Source organism: Ignatzschineria sp. LJL83, from assembly GCF_054871845.1.
Map to the genome: position 1 here is coordinate 13,168 of NZ_JBTXLY010000003.1, position 19,066 is coordinate 32,233.

The 19,066-nt window shown below is 40.3% G+C and carries 12 protein-coding genes and 1 riboswitch; of the genes, 7 read left to right on the forward strand and 5 right to left on the reverse strand.

The annotated features are described in order from the left end of the window. Nucleotides 1–309 precede the first annotated feature (309 nt). Nucleotides 310–1,830, forward strand: coding sequence for a succinate CoA transferase (locus ACYSN2_RS02890; protein WP_461748758.1), 1,521 nt, complete (start codon nucleotides 310–312; stop codon nucleotides 1,828–1,830). A 537-nt stretch (nucleotides 1,831–2,367) separates the two neighbouring features. Continuing rightward, on the forward strand, nucleotides 2,368–3,726 hold the full coding sequence (locus ACYSN2_RS02895) for a sodium-dependent transporter (protein WP_461748759.1): 1,359 nt from the start codon (nucleotides 2,368–2,370) through the stop codon (nucleotides 3,724–3,726). A gap of 209 nt (nucleotides 3,727–3,935) precedes the next feature. Here ACYSN2_RS02895 and ACYSN2_RS02900 read toward each other — a convergent pair whose 3' ends face one another. The 3 genes from ACYSN2_RS02900 to ACYSN2_RS02910 form a co-directional block, all read right to left on the reverse strand. Next, nucleotides 3,936–6,230: a heavy metal translocating P-type ATPase gene (locus ACYSN2_RS02900; RefSeq protein WP_461748760.1), complete on the reverse strand. Its 2,295-nt coding sequence runs from the start codon at nucleotides 6,228–6,230 to the stop codon at nucleotides 3,936–3,938. 14 nt (nucleotides 6,231–6,244) lie between these two features. Beyond that, complete coding sequence (locus tag ACYSN2_RS02905) at nucleotides 6,245–6,679, reverse strand: CopY/TcrY family copper transport repressor (protein ID WP_461748761.1); 435 nt, start codon at nucleotides 6,677–6,679, stop codon at nucleotides 6,245–6,247. Nucleotides 6,680–7,135: 456 nt separating this feature from the next. Continuing rightward, the gene (locus ACYSN2_RS02910) at nucleotides 7,136–8,032 is read right to left on the reverse strand and encodes a LysR family transcriptional regulator (RefSeq protein WP_461748762.1); all 897 of its coding nucleotides are present in this window, start codon (nucleotides 8,030–8,032) and stop codon (nucleotides 7,136–7,138) included. 266 nt (nucleotides 8,033–8,298) lie between these two features. On the opposite strand from ACYSN2_RS02910, the gene ACYSN2_RS02915 reads away from it, so the two are divergent. The 3 genes from ACYSN2_RS02915 to ACYSN2_RS02925 all read left to right on the forward strand — a co-directional run bounded on the left by ACYSN2_RS02915 (nucleotide 8,299) and on the right by ACYSN2_RS02925 (nucleotide 10,607). Continuing rightward, nucleotides 8,299–8,895, forward strand: a complete 597-nt coding sequence (locus tag ACYSN2_RS02915) for a nitroreductase family protein (protein ID WP_461748763.1) — start codon at nucleotides 8,299–8,301, stop codon at nucleotides 8,893–8,895. A gap of 402 nt (nucleotides 8,896–9,297) precedes the next feature. Then, nucleotides 9,298–9,885, forward strand: coding sequence for a glutathione binding-like protein (locus tag ACYSN2_RS02920; RefSeq protein ID WP_461748764.1), 588 nt, complete (start codon nucleotides 9,298–9,300; stop codon nucleotides 9,883–9,885). A 47-nt stretch (nucleotides 9,886–9,932) separates the two neighbouring features. Then, nucleotides 9,933–10,607: a hypothetical protein gene (locus tag ACYSN2_RS02925; protein ID WP_461748765.1), complete on the forward strand. Its 675-nt coding sequence runs from the start codon at nucleotides 9,933–9,935 to the stop codon at nucleotides 10,605–10,607. Between the two features lie 82 nt (nucleotides 10,608–10,689). On the opposite strand, the gene ACYSN2_RS02930 is transcribed toward ACYSN2_RS02925, so the two are convergent. After that, nucleotides 10,690–11,757 carry a 2,3-butanediol dehydrogenase gene (locus tag ACYSN2_RS02930; protein ID WP_461748766.1) on the reverse strand — a complete coding sequence of 356 codons (1,068 nt, stop codon included), beginning with the start codon at nucleotides 11,755–11,757 and terminating at the stop codon, nucleotides 10,690–10,692. A gap of 173 nt (nucleotides 11,758–11,930) precedes the next feature. Then, a complete protein-coding gene (metH, locus tag ACYSN2_RS02935) occupies nucleotides 11,931–15,599 on the reverse strand; it encodes a methionine synthase (protein ID WP_461748767.1) in 3,669 nt (1,222 codons plus the stop codon). A 597-nt stretch (nucleotides 15,600–16,196) separates the two neighbouring features. Next, nucleotides 16,197–16,309: riboswitch (SAM riboswitch) on the forward strand. Between the two features lie 86 nt (nucleotides 16,310–16,395). Here metH and metF point away from each other — a divergent pair. Continuing rightward, on the forward strand, nucleotides 16,396–17,289 hold the full coding sequence (gene metF, locus ACYSN2_RS02940; protein WP_461748768.1) for a methylenetetrahydrofolate reductase: 894 nt from the start codon (nucleotides 16,396–16,398) through the stop codon (nucleotides 17,287–17,289). A 403-nt stretch (nucleotides 17,290–17,692) separates the two neighbouring features. Continuing rightward, nucleotides 17,693–18,982 (forward strand): O-acetylhomoserine aminocarboxypropyltransferase/cysteine synthase family protein, encoded by a 1,290-nt coding sequence (locus ACYSN2_RS02945; protein WP_461748769.1) that lies wholly within the window; start codon nucleotides 17,693–17,695, stop codon nucleotides 18,980–18,982. Nucleotides 18,983–19,066: the final 84 nt, after the last annotated feature.

Here is a 19,066-nt window from a genome sequence, read left to right on the forward strand (position 1 = left end):
TTAACAATGGAAAATCTTCATTAAAAAAATATACTTAATAAAATCAGTCAAATAGAAAATGTAAATTTCAAATAATTGTCAACTTTATTCAAGAAAGTTGATATTATTCATTGTGTTAATAAGATCTATTTTCTCATTCATCAATAACTTTATCACTTGAAGTATTCCATATTATCTGTCTATATTAGAAGGAATCTGAATTTCGTCGCCTAGAGATAAAATAGCTCTCTAAAATAGAGGCATCGCCTAGATATGACAAGTAATTTTATAAATAAATATAGATAATTCACAATAAAAGGTAGATATATTATGAGCACAGACTTAAATAAAAAAATTCGCCATGAAGCGTATCTAGATAAAATCGTCTCTGCCGAGGAAGCGGCTTCTTGGATTGAAGATGGAATGACCTTAGGAATGAGCGGTTTTACACTTTTCGGTGAACCAAAAGTATTCCCAAGAGCATTAGCAGAACGTGGAAAAAATGAGAAATTCAAAGTAAATCTCTATACCGGTGCATCTTTAGGTCCTGATGCTGACCAAGCAATGGCTGAAGCAGATATCATTAATCTTCGCGTTCCTTATCAAGGAAATGCAGTGATGCGTAAGAAAATTAATAGCGGTGATATTAAATATATCGACCAACATCTTTCACACACAGCAGAAACACTTCGCCAAGGCAATCTTGGAAAAATCGATTACGCAATTATTGAAGCTGCGGCAATTACAGAAGATGGTTTAATCATTCCAACAGGCTCTGTAGGTAACTCGCCAATTTTCCTTGAGAAGGCAGATCATGTAATCATCGAACTCAACACAAGTACACCAGATAGCTATGAAGGCATTCATGATATCTACGTTCCTAGAGATCAAGGTGACAATCGTGAAGCGATTCCTGTATATGATGATCTCAGCAAACGTATCGGTACAATCGGTATTAAAGTAGATCCTGCAAAAGTTCGTGGCGTGATTCTTTCAGATCGCCCTGATATTCCTTCACCACTTTTTGAACCAAATGAAGAGACGCAAGCAATTGCTGATAACTTATTAGACTTCCTTGGTAATGAAGTAGAAACAGGTCGTTTAGGTCCAAACCTTGCACCACTTCAGTCAGGTGTAGGTTCTGTTGCGAATGCCGTTTTAAGTGGTATGGCAAAATCCGATCGTTTCAAAAATCTCACCGTTTCCTCAGAAGTATTACAAGATGGAATCTTTGACTTAATCGATGCCGGCGTTGTCGATTTCGCGGTTGCAACAGCGTTCTCACTTTCGAAAAAACGTGTCGATAACCTTGCAGCCGACCTTGAGAAATATAAAGATAAAATCCTTTTCCGTCCGCAAGAAATTACAAACCATCCTGAAGTGATTCGCCGTATTGGTGTGATTGCATTCAATACTGCGCTTGAAGTGGATATCTACGGCAACGTCAACTCAACGCATGTAAGCGGTACCCATGCAATGAATGGTATTGGTGGTTCTGCGGACTTTGCTCGTAATGCTCGCATTACAATCTTCGTCACACAATCTACGGCAAAAGATGGCAATATCTCGGCAATCGTTCCTTTTGTAACCCATGTAGATCATACAAACCATGAAGTTGATGTGATCGTTACAGAGCAAGGTTATGCGGATATTCGCGGTCTTTGCCCAACAGATGCGGCAGAGAAAATCATCGAAAACTGTATGCATCCTAAATATAAAGCGCAAGCTCGTAAATACTTTGAAGATGCAAAAGCGCAACGTGGCGGAAATACTCCACATCTTTTAGACAGAGCATTCTCATGGCATACAAACCTTGCAGAGAAAGGCACTATGCTTTTAGATGAAGCGTAATCTGCGTTTAGAGCGAAGCTTTAATAACTAAGTTCTAACAAATAACAACGTAGATCCAAATATGAATCATGACAAGCCGGCATTTATCATTGCCGGCTTTTTTATGCATGCTTTTCTATATGTTTTTCTTCGTGTTTTCTTCGTGTCTTCTTCGCATTTCAGGTTCATATTGCCCTATATAAAAGGTTTTTTTATAAAACAAATCTAATTTCATATCTTTTATATCTGGCAAAAATCTTTCAAAGACTCTGCTAATAATCATCAAGTACGACATACAACAAAGCCCTAATATTTTTATCATGATTCATAATGATCATTTTGTGCAGTGCAAGAGATATTTCTTTTATAAAAACAGTTCTTTCTCCTAAAAACTATGTTAATAATGTTAACAATTCATTTTTTTATCGTCATTTAACTTAAATTTTAGCCCCAGATCGTAAAGATAGAGTTTAATAATTTCAATAATGCTCAACATTCTATCGCTAAATATAATAAGCGAGTGGTAAGCTATTTTTTTTATAAAAGTCAGGAGGATTTATGGCTCGTGAGAATTGGAGCAACAAACTCATTTATATCTCAACCGTTGCCGGTGCAACTATTGGTTTTGGTGCAACTTGGCGTTTCCCATATCTTGTAGGGGAAAATGGCGGAGGCGCATACCTTTTTGTCTTCTTCATCGCCATGCTCGTTCTTGGTGTTCCGATGCTCGTTGCAGAACATCTGATCGGTCGCCGTTTACATACCAACGTTGTCGATTCCTTCAGTGGCAAAGGATTAGATCATCCCATCTCCAAACTTTGGAAAGGCGTAGGGATTCTTGCCATTCTCGGCGCCTTTGGAATCCTCGCTTACTATATGGTTCTCGGCGGTTGGGTCATGAGCTATATTGGCGGAATTTCTCTCGGTGAGATTGACCTCTCCACACCTTTAAGCGCAGAAACCGCGAAAAACTTCTTTGAAACATCCACAAGCAACCCTTGGAAAATGACAATCTATACCTTCATTTTCGTTGCCGTCAACTACTACATTTTAGTAAAAGGCATCATTGATGGCATTGAAAAAGTGATCCGTTGGGTCATGCCGATCTTCTTGGTTTTAGTATTTGCACTCATGATTCGTGCGCTTTTCCTTCCGGGCGCAATGGAAGGGGTGAAATTCTACATCATTCCTGATTTCAGCAAGATAAACTCTCAAGTAATTCTGCTCGCATTAGGACAAGTATTCTTCGCGCTTAGTATTGGTTTCGGGGTGATGGTCACGCTTTCTTCTTACTTAAGTAAGAAAGAGAACATCGTTGGAATCAGTATCAGTGCCGGCATTATTAATACATTAATTCCGCTCGCAATTGGTTTCATTATCTTCCCTGCGCTCTTCTCAGCGGGCATTGAACCAGCTTCAGGTCCTTCCTTAGTATTCCAAGCATTGCCGGCAGTATTCTCCACTATTCCATTTGGGGCATTCTTCGCAGTACTTTTCTTCTTATTGCTTCTCCTTGCGGCATTAACAACGTCATTAACGATCTATGAAGTATCCATCACAACACTCATTGAGAAGTTTAAAATGTCACGCCCTATGGCAACATTTATTACGCTTGGCACGATCTTCATCTTAGGAAACGTGCCGAGTATTTTGGCAGAAAGCACATGGAGCAATGTGACGATCTTTGGTAAAAACATCTTTGATGCGTTTGACTACATCAGTGCGAACATTCTCTTTATCACTACAAGTTTGCTCTCTGCAATCTTCATCGGTTTTGTATTGAAGAAAAAAGTGGTATTAGATGAGATCACGAATAATGGTTCGATTAATCAGAAAGTCGCTCCACTTCTTTTCTATCATATTAAATATGTGATTCCGGCATTAATCCTCATCATTTTCGCATTCTCATTTGGTTAATGATTGACGAGAACCCTTATTACCGATCATCAATGATCTAAAACAAAAGGCTTCCTGTAGTGGAAGCCTTTCTTTTTTCTGCGTAGTTTTATAGTTAAAATGGTTTTCGATAGTTTAATTGTAAAACAGAGGCTGAATCATCGCTGGTTCGAACGCTTGCATACTTCTCAAAATCCCGCGCCAGCAAAACCAAGCCTTATTCCCAATTGTTATCCTTCCTTGCTTTTATTACCTAACTTCGCTCGATTGAGCGTTAAAGAGTTAATCAATACGCTCACAGAGCTAAATGCCATTGCGCCACCGGCGAGGATTGGGCTAAGCAGACCAAATGCTGCAAAGGGAATGCCGACCGTATTGTAAATAAAGGCCCAGAAGAGATTCTGTTTGATCTTTCGCATCGTGAGTTCTGATAAGCGAATCATTTTCGAAAGATTCATAAGATCGCCATTCATAATAGTGACATCTGCCGATTCCATAGCAATATCTGTGCCCGTTCCCATGGCAATGCCGGCATCAGCTTGTGCAAGTGCCGGCGCATCATTCATACCATCGCCCACCATTGCGATAATTCTGCCCTTTGCTTGTAACTCTTGCACCACGCTCGCTTTATCTTCCGGCTTTAATTCCGCCACAATCTCTTCCGGCGTTAAGCCCACATCTGCACCAATTTTTGCCGCTGTTCTCGCATTATCGCCGGTAAGCATAATCACCTTAATGCCGAGCGCTTTAAGATTCGAAATAGCTTCTTTCGAGCTTGCTTTAATAGGATCTGCCATCGTAATCATCGCTAAGACTTCTTCTGAATTACTCAGCATCACCACCGTTTCACCTAAAGATTCATGCTGAATCACCGTATCTTTCAATGCCGAGAAATCAATATTAAGATCATCCATCAACCGAGGAGAACCGACAAAATAACGAATGCCGGCAATATCGCCTTGTAATCCCGCACCAATCAACGCTTGAAAATTTTCCACAACAGGAAGCGTTAAGGATTTATCCACACCATATTCCACAATCGCCTTTGCCAAAGGATGTTCAGAATGATTCTCTAACGCCACTAAAATAGCAAGCCTTTTGGCGGATTCAATATCCTGATTATCTGAAATTCCGCTCATTGCAAAATATTGCACGCTTGGCGAACCTTCCGTAATCGTGCCGGTTTTATCTAAAACAATGGTATTGATTTTAGAAGCTCGCTCTAAGGATTCACCATTCTTAATCAAAATCCCATTTTTTGCACCTAATCCTGTTCCCACCATAATCGCCGTGGGTGTTGCTAAACCGAGCGCACAAGGACACGCAATCACTAATACCGCAACCGCATGCATAATCGCCGTGCCCATATCTTGCGTCACAAAATAGCTCATCATGAGCGTTAAAATCGCAATGATAATCACCGCCGGCACAAAAATTGCCGAAACCCGATCTGCTACTTTTTGAATCGGTGCTTTACTGCCTTGCGCATCATTCACCATTTCGATAATGCGCGCTAAGGTACTATCGCTGTCGAGCTTGGTGGAAGTCATAATTAATGCACCGGATTGATTGAGCGTACCGCTAAAGAGTTCATCGCCGGTAGTTTTATCAATGGGTAAACTTTCGCCCGTTAACATGCTTTCATCAATGGTAGAATTTCCGGAAACCACAATGCCATCTACCGGAATGGTGTTGCCGGGATGTACTAATAATTTATCGCCGATAACCACTGATTCTATCGGCACTTCTACATAGCTTTCCGTAATTTTGCCGTCAAAATTTTGCACTTCTTCAATACGAATCGCGGTCTTTACCTGCAATGCCATTAAGCTTCGAATGGCGGCGCCGGTCTGCTGTTTTGCTCGCTCTTCCATATATTTTCCGAGCAGAATTAAGGTAATAATCACGGCACTTGTTTCAAAATAGAGATGCGCCGGATCGCCACCTAAAAAGCCGTTATACACACTATAAAAGAATGCCGCTAACGTTCCGAGGGATACTAATACATCCATACTCGGCGCTTTCGCTCGCAAAGATGCCCATGCCGCTTTGTAAAAGCGTAATCCAATTCCAAATTGAATCGGCGTCGTTAACACCAACTGCACCCAAGGTTCATGTAAAAAATGCACCCAAGGTGCATTCACGCCGAGAACCATTGCAATCATGCCAATCACTAATGGCGCACTTAAAATGGCACTTGTGATCAATAGCCATCGCATTTTTCGAGCATTTTTTGCTTCTTGTTCAAGTAACTCAAGCTGATGATCTTCATCATCAATCATTGCCCCAAAACCTGTTTTCTCGATTGAGGCAATGATTTCTGCTTCTGTAATCTTTTCGGGATCAAATTCAAACATCCCTTTTTTACTCGCAAGATTCACATTCGCACGATAAATACCGGCTTTTTTCCCGAGAACTCGCTCAATCCTGCCGGAGCAGTTCGCACATGTCATGCCGGTAATCGCTAATCGCGAAAACTCCCGATTCGTTAGCGATGCCTTCGTCTCTTCTCGATGAGTTTCCATCTGCTGATCTCCTACTATTTCTGAATATGACAGATACATTGCCCTTTAAAACAGTCACAAGGGATGTCATCTACGCAATCTAATTTTGCTCTTTCAATACTCGCTTCTAAAATGGCAATATCCTCACGAGAAAGCTCTCTTGCGGTAATTAATCCTGCCAATTTTTTCGCCCGATCTTTCGCACAAATAAACCCAAAAAGATCATTGGCCGTAGAATTCCATGCTTCACTTTCAAAAATCGTCGGGCAATAGATATATTTATTGCCGGAGCTTTTCGCTTCCACATACTCTTTCGCTACTAACCGTGACAATAATGTTTTGGTCGTTGTCGGTTTCCAATCTCGTTTTTTCTGTAAGACTTTCACAATCTCACTACTACCAAGATCTCCGTTTGCCCAAAGTACGCGCATCACTTCCCATTCTGATGGGGTAATTTCAATTTTTTTCATCTCTCCACCCTTTATCTACAAATATAGACGACTACAAATATAGATTTAAATCTCTTATTTGTCTACTTATTTATCTACTTTTTTCATAAGAACCATCTCCCAAAATCGGTATGCTTTATATCAAAGTGGCATCGATACCCATTCATTCGAGATTCTAAATTCCAAGCCCTCAAAAAACCTAAAACTTAGTCATTCCCAGCTCTGAGAATACGTCCTTTTTTATCTTCTTTTTTATCCAAATAACCTGTCTATTAATCTACATATCGTCTACAAAATCAAACATAAAATGATCTTTAAAATCAGTCATTGGAAATAACTAACAGATAAGTGATATATAACAATCTATGATGAAATTAATTGAAAATTAATACAATATTCAAGAACACAATCAACCTTTAAAAACCCTGATTTTCATCTGTTAGAAATATATAAGAGCAAGCAGATTAAACAATCCTTTTACATAAGTACATCTAACAAATAATCCATAAATACTCGTACTTTTGCCGGCATATAATGGCTTGTGGGATACACCAGATGCACTGGTTTCCCTTTCGGTCTAAGCTCCGGAAAAATCTCAATCACTCTGCCGGAAGCAAGATCTTCATCGACGGCATAATCAAAAAATTGCATGATCCCAAATCCATTCTTGACCGTTTCATATGCGCCAATGGAATCACTATGAATCATGCTCGGTCTAAAATGAAAAGGCGCATCTAAACCGGCAAAATGCCAAGGAATCACTTCCCGATTATGAGAAAAACGCAAACCAATACATTGATGATGCTGTAAATCATCCAAAGATGCCGGCATACCATATTTGGCAATATACCGAGGCGATGCAACTAATATCGGAATCGCATCATTCACATATTTGGCCACTAAACGATCATCCACCAAATCACCTACGCGCACCGCTAAATCAAACTCATCTTTTGTAAAATTAATATAACTATTACTAAACGATACTTCGATTAAGAGATTTTTTTGGTGCTTTTCCAAGAAGTCATTAATGAGCGGTAACAATTTCTTCACGCCATAACTATTAGGTACACTAATGCGCACAACGCCACTCGGCTCGATGCTATTGGAGATTTGAAGCTCAATATCTCGTATATTATCAACCGCTTCCGTACAGACTAAATAGTAACTTTTTCCCTCTTCCGTGAGTCGCATGGACCTTGTTGATCTATGAAAAAGCTTAATATTCAATTTTTTCTCAAGCCTTGATACCGCCTTACTCACCGCCGAAGGCGTTACGCCAATAGCGATAGATGCTTCCGTAAAGCTTTTACTTTCCGCCGCCCTACAGAAAATTTGAATGTCATTTAAATCGATATCTTGTATCAATTGCATAAATACCTCGCATTAATGCCTGTCAGGCATTAAAGAATTTCTGAGATAATATAGCAAACATCCTGTAAAAAACTTATGATTATTCCCGTTATTTCATAAAAAGTATTCGCCGATCTTCCTAGACGATGACTTCATTCCCGAAGATTTGTAATATTTTTAATGATTGAAAATTTATAAGAATTACAATGAATCATTCGTTCCAAATATTCATTTCAATCGTTTTATTTCAACAAATTTTAAAAACTTTAATTATAGGAATTTAAATCATGAGCACATTCATTTCATTAGCTGAAAAACGCCGTTCTATTTACCATCTTGGCAATAAACTTCCACAATCAAAAGAAGTGATTAATGACATCGTTCTTGAAGCGGCAAAACAAGCACCTTCTTCTTTCAACTCACAAAGTTCAAGAGTTGTGGTACTTCACGGCGATGCGCATCAAAAATTATGGGATATCACAAAAGCGGCATTACAAGCAATCGTACCTGCAGACGCATTTGCGGCAACAGAGGCAAAAATAAACTCTTTCGCAGCAGGCGCAGGAACTGTTGTGTACTTTGAAGATGAGCAAGTTGTAGAAGACTTACAAGCGCAATTCCCAGCATATGCAGCGAACTTCCCAAAATGGTCTGATCAAGCGCACGGCATCACAGCTTACGGCATTTGGCTTGCACTTGCAGAAGTGAACATCGGTGCTTCATTACAGCATTACAATGAACTTATCGAAGCTGCGGTAAAAGCTGAGTGGAATATTCCGGCAAAATGGTCTTTAAAAGCGCAAATGCCTTTCGGTTCAATCGAAACGCCGGCAGATCCTAAATCGTATATCGAAACGGATGCTCGTTTTAAAACCTTCGGTTAATGCGATTTAACCAACACAATTCATCATATTTTAGAGCGCCATCTACTACTTTATATGTATAGCGCTCCAATAATTTTTTAAATAAAATGTGATCGAACGCTACAAGAATCGTGACAACGTATTACCTGTCACGATTCACAAAAAACCCCAATAACTCTCTGCTAGGAACTATTATTGGGGTTTTTCTTTTCTATCATTCTAGCGATTTACTGCTCTATTTCACTTCGGCGCTGAATGCTCATCAAATCTCGAAAAGATCCCCTTTTCTCTCTGTTTATGTGTACTATTAATGAATCTATAAAACATTAAACTGATCTATATATATATCATCTTGGTACATTTAAATGATTATCAAGAATCAGCGAATACTATTTTCAATATTAAAATAAATAGGAGAATCCCATGCTTACGCTTTATTACACGAAAGGCTCTTGTGCGGAAGTTGTTTTAACAATGGCAAATGCTTTAGAGATTGAACTCAACGTTGTAAACGTCAATATCTCTCAGCCGGTTCCAAAACTCGAAGATGGCACGAACTTCTACAGAATTAACCCCAAAGGTTATGTGCCGGCATTACAGCTTGAAAATGGCGAAATCATCACTGAAGTTGTCGCAATCTGCGCCTATCTTTCAGAGCTTAAACCCGGCAATACACTCTTTCCACTCAGCGGAAAAGGGCTCATTGACCAAATCCAATGGTTCAACTTCATCGCAACTGAAATCCACAAAAACTTCATGCCATTTTTCTTCCGCTTATTCGGCAAAGAAACCGGCGATGAATGGATCAAAGTTTCCAGCTCAATCCTAAGCGCGCGCTATGAATATCTCGATAATCTCTTAGCAAATCAGCCATTTCTCACCGGCAACACAATGACCAGCGCCGATATCTACCTCAATCTCACATTAACATGGGCAAAAGTCGTGAGCGTTGATCTCAGAGAGTTCACGCATTTAACGCAATATCGAGCGAGAATGAAAGAAGCGTTGTAATACTAAATAGTTAGTTAAATCCTTATAAAATCAGATAGAGAAAATATATGATTTCAATATTGAATTCTAAGTTCGACACAGAATTAGATAAGATCCTTTTTTATCAAAAATATCCAGTAATGAAACCTTTTATTGGTTCAAAATATGGTGTGGAGTTCCCCAAGACTTTATTATTAGCTGAAAGTCATTATTTACCTAAAATTAATAGCGGTATTCACCTATGCCCTACAACATGGTATGAACTAAACCAATCTCATTTATCAGCAAATAAAAATATAGATAATGAGACAGAGTTATCGTGGATTAATACTCGTAATATTCTAAATAAACCCCGCCTTTCTTCCTCCAAAGGTCATGCTATTTATCGCAATATCCATCAAGCAATTAATGAGTTTTTTCCTAATACAAGGAGCGATAATAACTTCACACACTTTGCATTCATGAATACATTTCTCCGCCCAGCTGAACTTTCAGGAAAAAGTATAAAAATACAAGAAATAGATAAACAAAAATCTAGGGAAACAATTCAACAAGTCATCGACATCATTGATCCCGAAAAAGTAATTTTTATTTCTTCAAAATCCTTCAATGCGATAGCAAAAAATATAAATGCAAAAGCAATATATAAAACACCACATCCTGCTTGTATTTGGTGGAACAGAAAATCCAAAAAAGGCACTGGAAAACAACAACTTATTAATGCTCTTCTAGATAACAAATAATACTTAAACTAAATTTTTACCAATCTAATAATACCCGCACCAATAATATTTGGTACGGGTTCTTGAATGATCTTTATTTAATCTACGCTTTCTTCATGCTCACTAAAATTTTAGCTTCTGATTTATCGTTGAGTAACTTCTCAAAGCCATCTTCTACAATATTTTCTAACTGCGTTTTATTCGTAATCACTTGTTTGACATTAATGCGACCGGAAGCGATGAGATCGATGACTTGTGGGAATTCGTTTACGTACGCTAATGTGGGTTTGATCGTGATTTCTTTGGCTAATGCTTCGAACATATTCACGGCAACAGGTTCCATAAAGAGCGCTAATACTAAGATGCAACCTTTGCGTTTTGTTGCCGAGATCGTTGTGGCTAAAGTTGCTTTCACGCCGGCAGCTTCAAAGGATACATCTACGCCGTTGCCGTTAGTTTCTGCTAATACCGTTTGCACAACATCGACATTTAAAGGGTTTAACGTATGCGTTGCACCCATTTTTTTCGCTAATGCTAAACGCTCTTCTGAAACATCTGTCACAAAGATTTTGGTAGCGCCGGCAGCAAGTGCGCATTGTACGGTTAATAATCCGATCGGTCCTGCGCCGGTTACTAATACCGTTTGTCCTAACTGTAATCCGCTTTCAATAATGCCGTGATAAGCAACCGCCGTTGGCTCGATTAATGCGCCTTCTTCCATCGAAACATTATCCGGCAAGAGGTGGAGTTTATCGGCTTCTGTCACACAGAATTCCGCAAAACCGCCATCGCTCGCAATGCCCACAAATGCCGCATTCGAATGACGACAAACATGATAATTGCCGGTACGGCATTCAAGGCATTTTCCGCAATAGAAAATCGGCTCAACGGTTACACGATCGCCCACTTTCACATTCGTCACTTCCGAGCCAACTTCTACCACAAATCCGGCAAATTCATGCCCTAATGTTAAAGGAGCTTTCTGTCCTGAAAGCGGATGCGGTTCTTGAATCGGCACTAATCCTGCTTCAAAATGGGTGTAAATATGCAGATCAGATCCACAAATTCCCGCCCATTCCACTTCGATTTTCGCTTGACTTGGCAATACTTCTCTTAACTCAACATCGACAACTTTTAGATCTTTTGTTCCATATATAACAGCAGCTCTCATCGTATAAATCCTTTTATATTCAAATGTTATGCAAATGCAATATACTTCCGTGTATTAGATTCCAGTTTTTGGAAAAGTGACTACAACATATTTATTCGAACGTGAACCTTGTAAAACAGCCGTTCCTATTCACCATATCACATGTTGATCATTGTTCTCATGACATCGCCGGCTTACTCCTCCGGCTCATATCCCAAGTTCGGCGCGAGCCATTTTTCTGCTTCTTGTAAGCTCCAGCCTTTTCGTTTTGCGTAGTCTTTAACTTGATCTCTGCCGATTTTCCCAACGCCGAAGTAGTTCGCTTCAGGATGCGCAAAGTACCAGCCGGAAACTGCCGCTTGCGGATACATGGCAAAGCTATCTGTGATTTCAAGACCGATTCTTTCCGTTGGGTTTAATAGCTCCCATAAGGTGCCTTTTTCCGTATGTTCAGGACATGCAGGATATCCCGGTGCTGGGCGAATGCCTTTGTATTCTTCACGAATGAGCGCTTCGTTATCTAAGCTTTCATCCGGCGCATATCCCCAATATTCTCTGCGAACGAGTTTATGGAGATATTCCGCACAGCTTTCTGCTAAACGATCCGCAAGGGCTTTGAGCATAATGGCGCTGTAATCATCATGTTCTGCTTCAAATGCTTCGATATAAGGCTCAATCCCAATGCCGGCAGTACAGGCAAATGCGCCGATATAATCTTCCTCGCCAATAAAATCCGCAAGAGAGCGATTTGGCATATCATTCGGCCTTTCTGTTTGCTGACGAAGATGATGTAATCTCGTAAGTTCCTCTTTTCGAGCATCATCTTTGAATAAAATGGTGCTTTCGCCGGCATTTTTTGCAGGGAAAAAGCCGATGACCGCTTTCGCCGTGAGCCATTTCTCTTCTAAAATTTTCTGAAGCATCTTCTGCGCATCTGCGTACACTTTACGGCACTCTTCGCCGACAATTTCATCATCTAAAATATTGGGGAATTTGCCACGCAATTGCCATGATGCAAAAAATGGCGTCCAATCGATGGTATCCACCAATTCTGCAAGTGGAATTTCAAACTCATGAATCCCCATTTTTGCCGGTTTTACGACATTATCAAAGGCGAGTTTAAGCTTATTATCGGCTGCTTGATTAAAGGGAATGAGCTTAATATCTCGCTGACGCTCCAGATAGGCTACTCGGCGTTTCTCATAATCTTCTTTAATATTTTTCTTAAATTCATCTCGAAGTTCAGGGCTAATGAGCGACTGCGCAACGCCCACAGAACGGGAAGCATCTCGCACATGAACGACTGTATGATCATATTGCGGTGCGATTCGAACAGCAGTATGCGCAAGCGATGTCGTTGCGCCACCAATCATAATGGGAATATCTAATCCTCGGCGTTGCATCTCTTTAGCAAAACCCACCATCTCTTCTAACGATGGTGTAATTAAGCCGGAAAGCCCAATCACATCCACATTTTCCGCAATCGCTTTCTCGATAATACTCGGCGTTGGCACCATCACGCCCATATCGATTACTTCAAAGTTATTACATTGCAACACAACGCCGACAATATTCTTGCCGATATCATGCACATCGCCTTTCACCGTTGCCATGAGGATTTTACCGTTAGAAGTGCTCGTATCGCCGAACTTTGCTTTCTCTTCTTCAATAAACGGAATGAGATACGCAACGGCTCGTTTCATCACGCGCGCGGATTTTACCACTTGCGGTAAGAACATTTTTCCTTCGCCGAAAAGATCGCCGACGACGTTCATACCGGTCATGAGCGGACCTTCGATCACTTCAATGGGTCGATCAAAACTTTGACGTGCAAGTTCGGTATCTTCTTCGATAAAGCCATCAATGCCGTTCACAAGCGCATAGGTTAAACGCTCGCCGATCGGTAATTCTCGCCATTCTAGATTTTCTTCTTTCTTCTGCGCACCATCGCCTTGATATTTTTGGGCGATTTCAAGTAATCGTTCGCCGGCTTCCGGATCACGATTGAACATCACATCTTCAATGCCTTTTCGAAGCTCTTCCGGAATATCTTGATAAATTGCTAATTGTCCGGCATTCACAATTCCCATGGATAATCCACGCTGAATCGCATGGTAAAGGAATACAGCATGAATCGCTTCACGCACTAAGTTGTTCCCACGAAACGAGAAAGAAACGTTCGAAATACCGCCGGAGATATGCACATGCGGTAAGTTTTGACGAATCCATTCTGTGGCATCTAAGAAATCTAAACCGTAACGATTATGCTCAGAAATTCCGGTAGCAACAGCGAAAACATTTGGGTCAAAGATAATATCTTCCGGCGGGAAGTTCACTTCATTCACTAAGATATCGTACGCACGTTGGCAAATTTCTACTCGGCGTTCAAAGTTATCGGCTTGCCCATCTTCATCAAATGCCATGACAACAACGGCAGCGCCATATTTTTTCGCAAGTTTCGCATGGGCAATAAATTCATCAACGCCCTCTTTCATGGAGATCGAGTTGACGATTCCCTTGCCCTGAATGCATTTTAAGCCGGCTTCCAAAATATCCCATTTCGAAGAGTCGATCATAATCGGCACTTTGGAGATATCCGGCTCAGAAGCGATCAGATTCAAAAACGTGACCATTTCCGCTTCGGAATCGAGCATGCCTTCATCCATATTGATATCGATAATCTGCGCACCGTTTTCCACCTGATCTCGTGCAACTTCCAGCGCTTCAGCGTAGTTTTTCTCTTTAATCAGACGTTTAAAACGAAGCGATCCCGTAATATTTGTGCGTTCGCCCACGTTTGCAAAGAGCGAATCATTGACCGTTAAATTACAAGCTTCAAGCCCAGAAAGACGAAGGGATTTCACTTTCACTTCCGGCACTCTTGGCGCAATTCCTTCTACAATGGAAGCAATTTTTTCAATATGATCCGGCGTTGTACCGCAACATCCGCCGACAACATTGAGGAATCCTGATTCTGCCCATTCTTCCATCTCTTTCGCCATTTCAGCGCCACCGAGATCATATTCTCCAAAGGCATTGGGCAAGCCGGCATTGGCATGCGCCGAGAGATAAAATTCAGAAATACGGGAAAGCTCGGCAACATAGTTTCGAAGCATATCAGGACCAAGCGCACAGTTTAAACCCATGGAAAATGGGCGAATATGGCGAAGCGAGTTGTAGAATGCTTCCGTTGTTTGCCCTGTTAAGGTTCTGCCGGAAGCATCGGTAATCGTGCCGGAAACCATCACCGGCAAGCGGATATTGCGCTCTTCAAAAATCGTTTCTATCGCAAATAGTGCCGCTTTGGCATTCAGCGTATCAAAGATAGTTTCCACCATAATGATATCCGCACCGCCATCAATTAAGCCAGCAAGCGCTTCTAAATAGCCGGCAACTAAGATATCAAATGAGGTATTTCGAAAGCCAGGATCGTTCACATCAGGAGAGATGGAAGCCGTTTTACTCGTAGGACCAATCACGCCCACCGCAAAACGCGGTTTATCCGGTGTTGAGAACTCGGTACAAGCTTGTTTTGCAAGCTTTGCCGCTTCAAGATTTATCTCATACGCAAAATCTTCCATGCCGTAATCTGCCATCGACATTTTCGTGGCATTAAAGGTATTGGTTTCGATGAGATCAGCGCCGGCAGCTAAATATTGGCGATGAATATCTAAGATAATCTCCGGCTGCGTTAAGACTAACAGGTCATTATTACCCTTCAAATCTTTATGCCAATCCTTAAAACGCTCTCCTCGGAAATCAGCTTCATCAAGAGCACGTTTCTGAATCATCGTGCCCATTGCGCCATCTAAAATTAAGATTCGTTGCTCCGCAATTGCTTGTAGCTGTTTCTCGGTACTCATGTGACTCATCTCCTCACTCTTCTTTTGTTACGATCTACGGTTTATTCATACTTATCGTTTATATCGATCCATTTTGATCTATTTCGATATAAACCTTAGCAGATTATTGTTATAAATTCGTTTACGATATGTTTTAAATAGTAATCATTAACTTTATTGATATAACTCAAAAATTCACAAGATTTTTGAGTATCTCTGAAAAGTCTTGATTTACCGGTATTTCAAAGCTTTTATAAAATACAAAAAGATCTTCTCATCACGGCAATCTCTTTGATAACGCAATGTTTTTATCAAATTTTACTAAAAACAGACTTAACACAGATTCTATTTATCATGGACTTTTAAGGCTTGAATTTCATTAAAAAAATGTCAGGATTTGCTCTTAAAAGAGGCTACAAATGAGCTATCTTGCTGATAAATGAATATAAATTCATTCCCATATTCTTAAGTCAAAATAGAACTTTTATTCACTTATCCCAGAATCTTAAATGAATTATCACTTGCCTTTTATCTGCCAATTCTCCTATATTGATTCGATCGAGATATTTACAGATTAAACTTATAACTATAATTGTAAAGATTATGAGTAAATATCCTATCTTATCAAGAGCGGCGGAGGGAATGGCCCTGTGATGCCCGGCAACCTGATGACAATTAAGGTGCCAATTCCTTCATCATTCTGTTTTAAACATCATGACGAAAGATAAGTTGCGTAGAGCCAACACTTGATAAGACAAAAGTGCTGGCTTTTTTTATGCCGGCCGACATACCAAGTACAACGATAAAAGGACCCCAAATGAGTGCACAATATGTAGAGCTTTTAAACCAAAGTTTGACGGAAGTTCCTTCGGACGTAAATGTCTCTTTTGAATTTTTCCCGCCAAACAGCGAGCAGATGGTGACAACGCTAAAAAATTCAGTCAATCGTTTAAAAGTTTTAAAGCCAAAATTTGTTTCTGTCACATATGGTGCCAATGCTTCAACGCGCGATAGAACGCATAAAGTGATTCAAGAAATTGTTGAGAAAACGGATTTAACTGCCGTTCCGCACTTAACGTGTGTGGATACAACCACAGAAGAGCTCAACGAAATTGCCGATAACTATTGGGATTTAGGGATTCGTCATATTTTAGCGCTTCGTGGCGATCTGCCTAAAGGCGCGGAAAATCCCAATATCTACGCCGATCATTTAGTGAAAATCCTCAAAGATCGTCATGATTTTGATATCTCCGTTGCGGCATATCCCGAGATTCATCCTGATGCGAAAAATGCGCAAGCGGATTTACTGCATTTAAAACGCAAAGTCGATGCCGGCGCAAACTTGGCCATTAGCCAATTTTTCTTCGATATTGATGCGTTTTTACGTTTCCGTGATCGCTGTGTGGCTGTCGGAATTGAAGCGGAAATCGTGCCGGGATTATTGCCGGTTTCTAACTACGAATCCCTCATCAAATTCGCAGGTCCGCTTAATGTAAAAATCCCCACATGGCTTCATAAACGTTACGAAGGCTTAGAAAATGATCCTGAAACTCGTAATTTAGTCGGCGCCAGTATCGCCATTGATATGGTGCGAGTGCTGCGTAAAGAAGGGATTAAAGATTTCCATTTCTACACGCTCAACCGCTCAGAGCTTACTTATGCTATTTGCCATACTTTGGGGTTAAGACCAGATGCCGGCATTAAAGCATAAAATCTAAGATTCAAGATTCAAGATAGAAACTACTTCTCTAAAAAGCGTATCTCAAGGATATGCTTTTTTTATACCCTTTTTTATGCCTTTTTTAGGCCTTTTTTATCTCCTGTTTGATTCTGTTTTACATCCCTAATTCTCTTATGCCTGATATTGTGAATAATCTCTTTTTTTCAGCTTTTTCAGATTTTTAAGCTCCGCTTTTCCGCTCTCAATAACATTCGTTCAAACGCTTATAAAAAGATTTCATTGCTTTCTATCAAGGGATGCGTTATCTATAAATAGAATGCCAAAACAAAACATACATGAATAGTTTTATGGTTATTTACTTCGCTATTCAGTATTAAAAAAACCATTAAAAACTAATCCAAAAGCAATATAAAAATGAAGGAGTATTTAGAAAATGACGGATCAAAATTGGAGCTTTGACACCCTACAACTACACGCTGGACATATCATTGATGAAACACGATCTCGTGCGGTTCCTATTTATCAAACATCGAGTTATATCTTTGATAATGCGCAACATGCCGCAGATCTCTTCAGCCTTGCAGAACCAGGGAATACTTACACGCGCATTATTAATCCTACGACGGATGTTTTAGAAAAACGGGTCGCAGCCCTTGAAGGGGGCGTTGGCGCATTAGCCACAAGTTCCGGCATGGCGGCAATTCTCTATTCTATTTTAAATGTAGCAACGCCGGGAGATGAGATCATTGCGCTGAGCACTCTTTATGGTGGCACTTATACGCTGTTACATAATCGTCTGCCTTCTCAATTTGGGATTAAAGTTCACTTTGTAGAACCTGATGATTTGGCAGGTTTAGAAGCCGCGATTAATGATAAAACACGGGCAATTTTCTTTGAAAGTATTGGCAATCCAGATATTAACATTCCCCAAATTGATGAGATTGTTGCCATCGCCCAAAAACATCATCTCCTTACAATCGTAGATAATACCTTCGGCACACCTTACTTAATTAATCTCAAAAGCCACGGCATTAATATCATTGTCCATTCGCTCACAAAATATATCGGCGGACACGGTACTTCCATCGGTGGAATCATCGTGGATAATGGTAATTTCACATTCAAAGATAATCCTCGCTACCCTGGATTTAATACGCCAGATCCTGCATATCATGGTTTAGAATATGCCGATCTTGGCGAGGAAGCGTATATTCTTAAAGCGCGAGTTGAGCTCCTTCGTGATACCGGCGCTTGCATTAGTCCTTTCAACTCATTCCTCATTTTATTAGGATTAGAAACGCTCAGTTTACGTGTGGAAAGAATGACGGAATCAGCGCTTAAAATCGCTAAGCATTTAGAGAATCATCCGCTTGTTGATTGGGTCAAACATCCCGGACTTTCCTCCAATGAATTCCATGAACGCGCACAGAAATACTTCCCGAAAGGCGTTGGTGCTATCTTCACTTTTGGTGTGAAAGGTGGCAAAGAAGCGAGCATCAAGTTTATTGATCAATTAGAAATCTTCTCTCTACTTGCCAATGTTGCCGATGCCAAAAGCTTAGTGATTCATCCTGCCGGCACTACACATTCACAACTCGATGAAGAAAGCTTACGAAAAGCTGGCGTTTTACCGGAACTGATTCGCTTATCTGTGGGCTTAGAAGATGTGAATGACCTCATTGCCGATATTGATCAGGCACTAGAAAAATCTCAGGAAAATTAACTCGTTAGCTACATCAAAATAGCTAAATTTGAACTAGCCATATTTTTTCACTCAAAGATAAAGGGATAGCTCTTAGACTATCCC

Coding starts and splice junctions, on each gene's coding strand:
- ACYSN2_RS02890 (WP_461748758.1), top strand. CDS start 310: ATGAGCACAGACTTAAATAAAAAAATTCGCCATGAAGCGTATCTAGAT.
- ACYSN2_RS02895 (WP_461748759.1), top strand. CDS start 2,368: ATGGCTCGTGAGAATTGGAGCAACAAACTCATTTATATCTCAACCGTT.
- ACYSN2_RS02900 (WP_461748760.1), bottom strand. CDS start 6,230: ATGGAAACTCATCGAGAAGAGACGAAGGCATCGCTAACGAATCGGGAG.
- ACYSN2_RS02905 (WP_461748761.1), bottom strand. CDS start 6,679: ATGAAAAAAATTGAAATTACCCCATCAGAATGGGAAGTGATGCGCGTA.
- ACYSN2_RS02910 (WP_461748762.1), bottom strand. CDS start 8,032: ATGCAATTGATACAAGATATCGATTTAAATGACATTCAAATTTTCTGT.
- ACYSN2_RS02915 (WP_461748763.1), top strand. CDS start 8,299: ATGAGCACATTCATTTCATTAGCTGAAAAACGCCGTTCTATTTACCAT.
- ACYSN2_RS02920 (WP_461748764.1), top strand. CDS start 9,298: ATGCTTACGCTTTATTACACGAAAGGCTCTTGTGCGGAAGTTGTTTTA.
- ACYSN2_RS02925 (WP_461748765.1), top strand. CDS start 9,933: ATGATTTCAATATTGAATTCTAAGTTCGACACAGAATTAGATAAGATC.
- ACYSN2_RS02930 (WP_461748766.1), bottom strand. CDS start 11,757: ATGAGAGCTGCTGTTATATATGGAACAAAAGATCTAAAAGTTGTCGAT.
- metH (WP_461748767.1), bottom strand. CDS start 15,599: ATGAGTACCGAGAAACAGCTACAAGCAATTGCGGAGCAACGAATCTTA.
- metF (WP_461748768.1), top strand. CDS start 16,396: ATGAGTGCACAATATGTAGAGCTTTTAAACCAAAGTTTGACGGAAGTT.
- ACYSN2_RS02945 (WP_461748769.1), top strand. CDS start 17,693: ATGACGGATCAAAATTGGAGCTTTGACACCCTACAACTACACGCTGGA.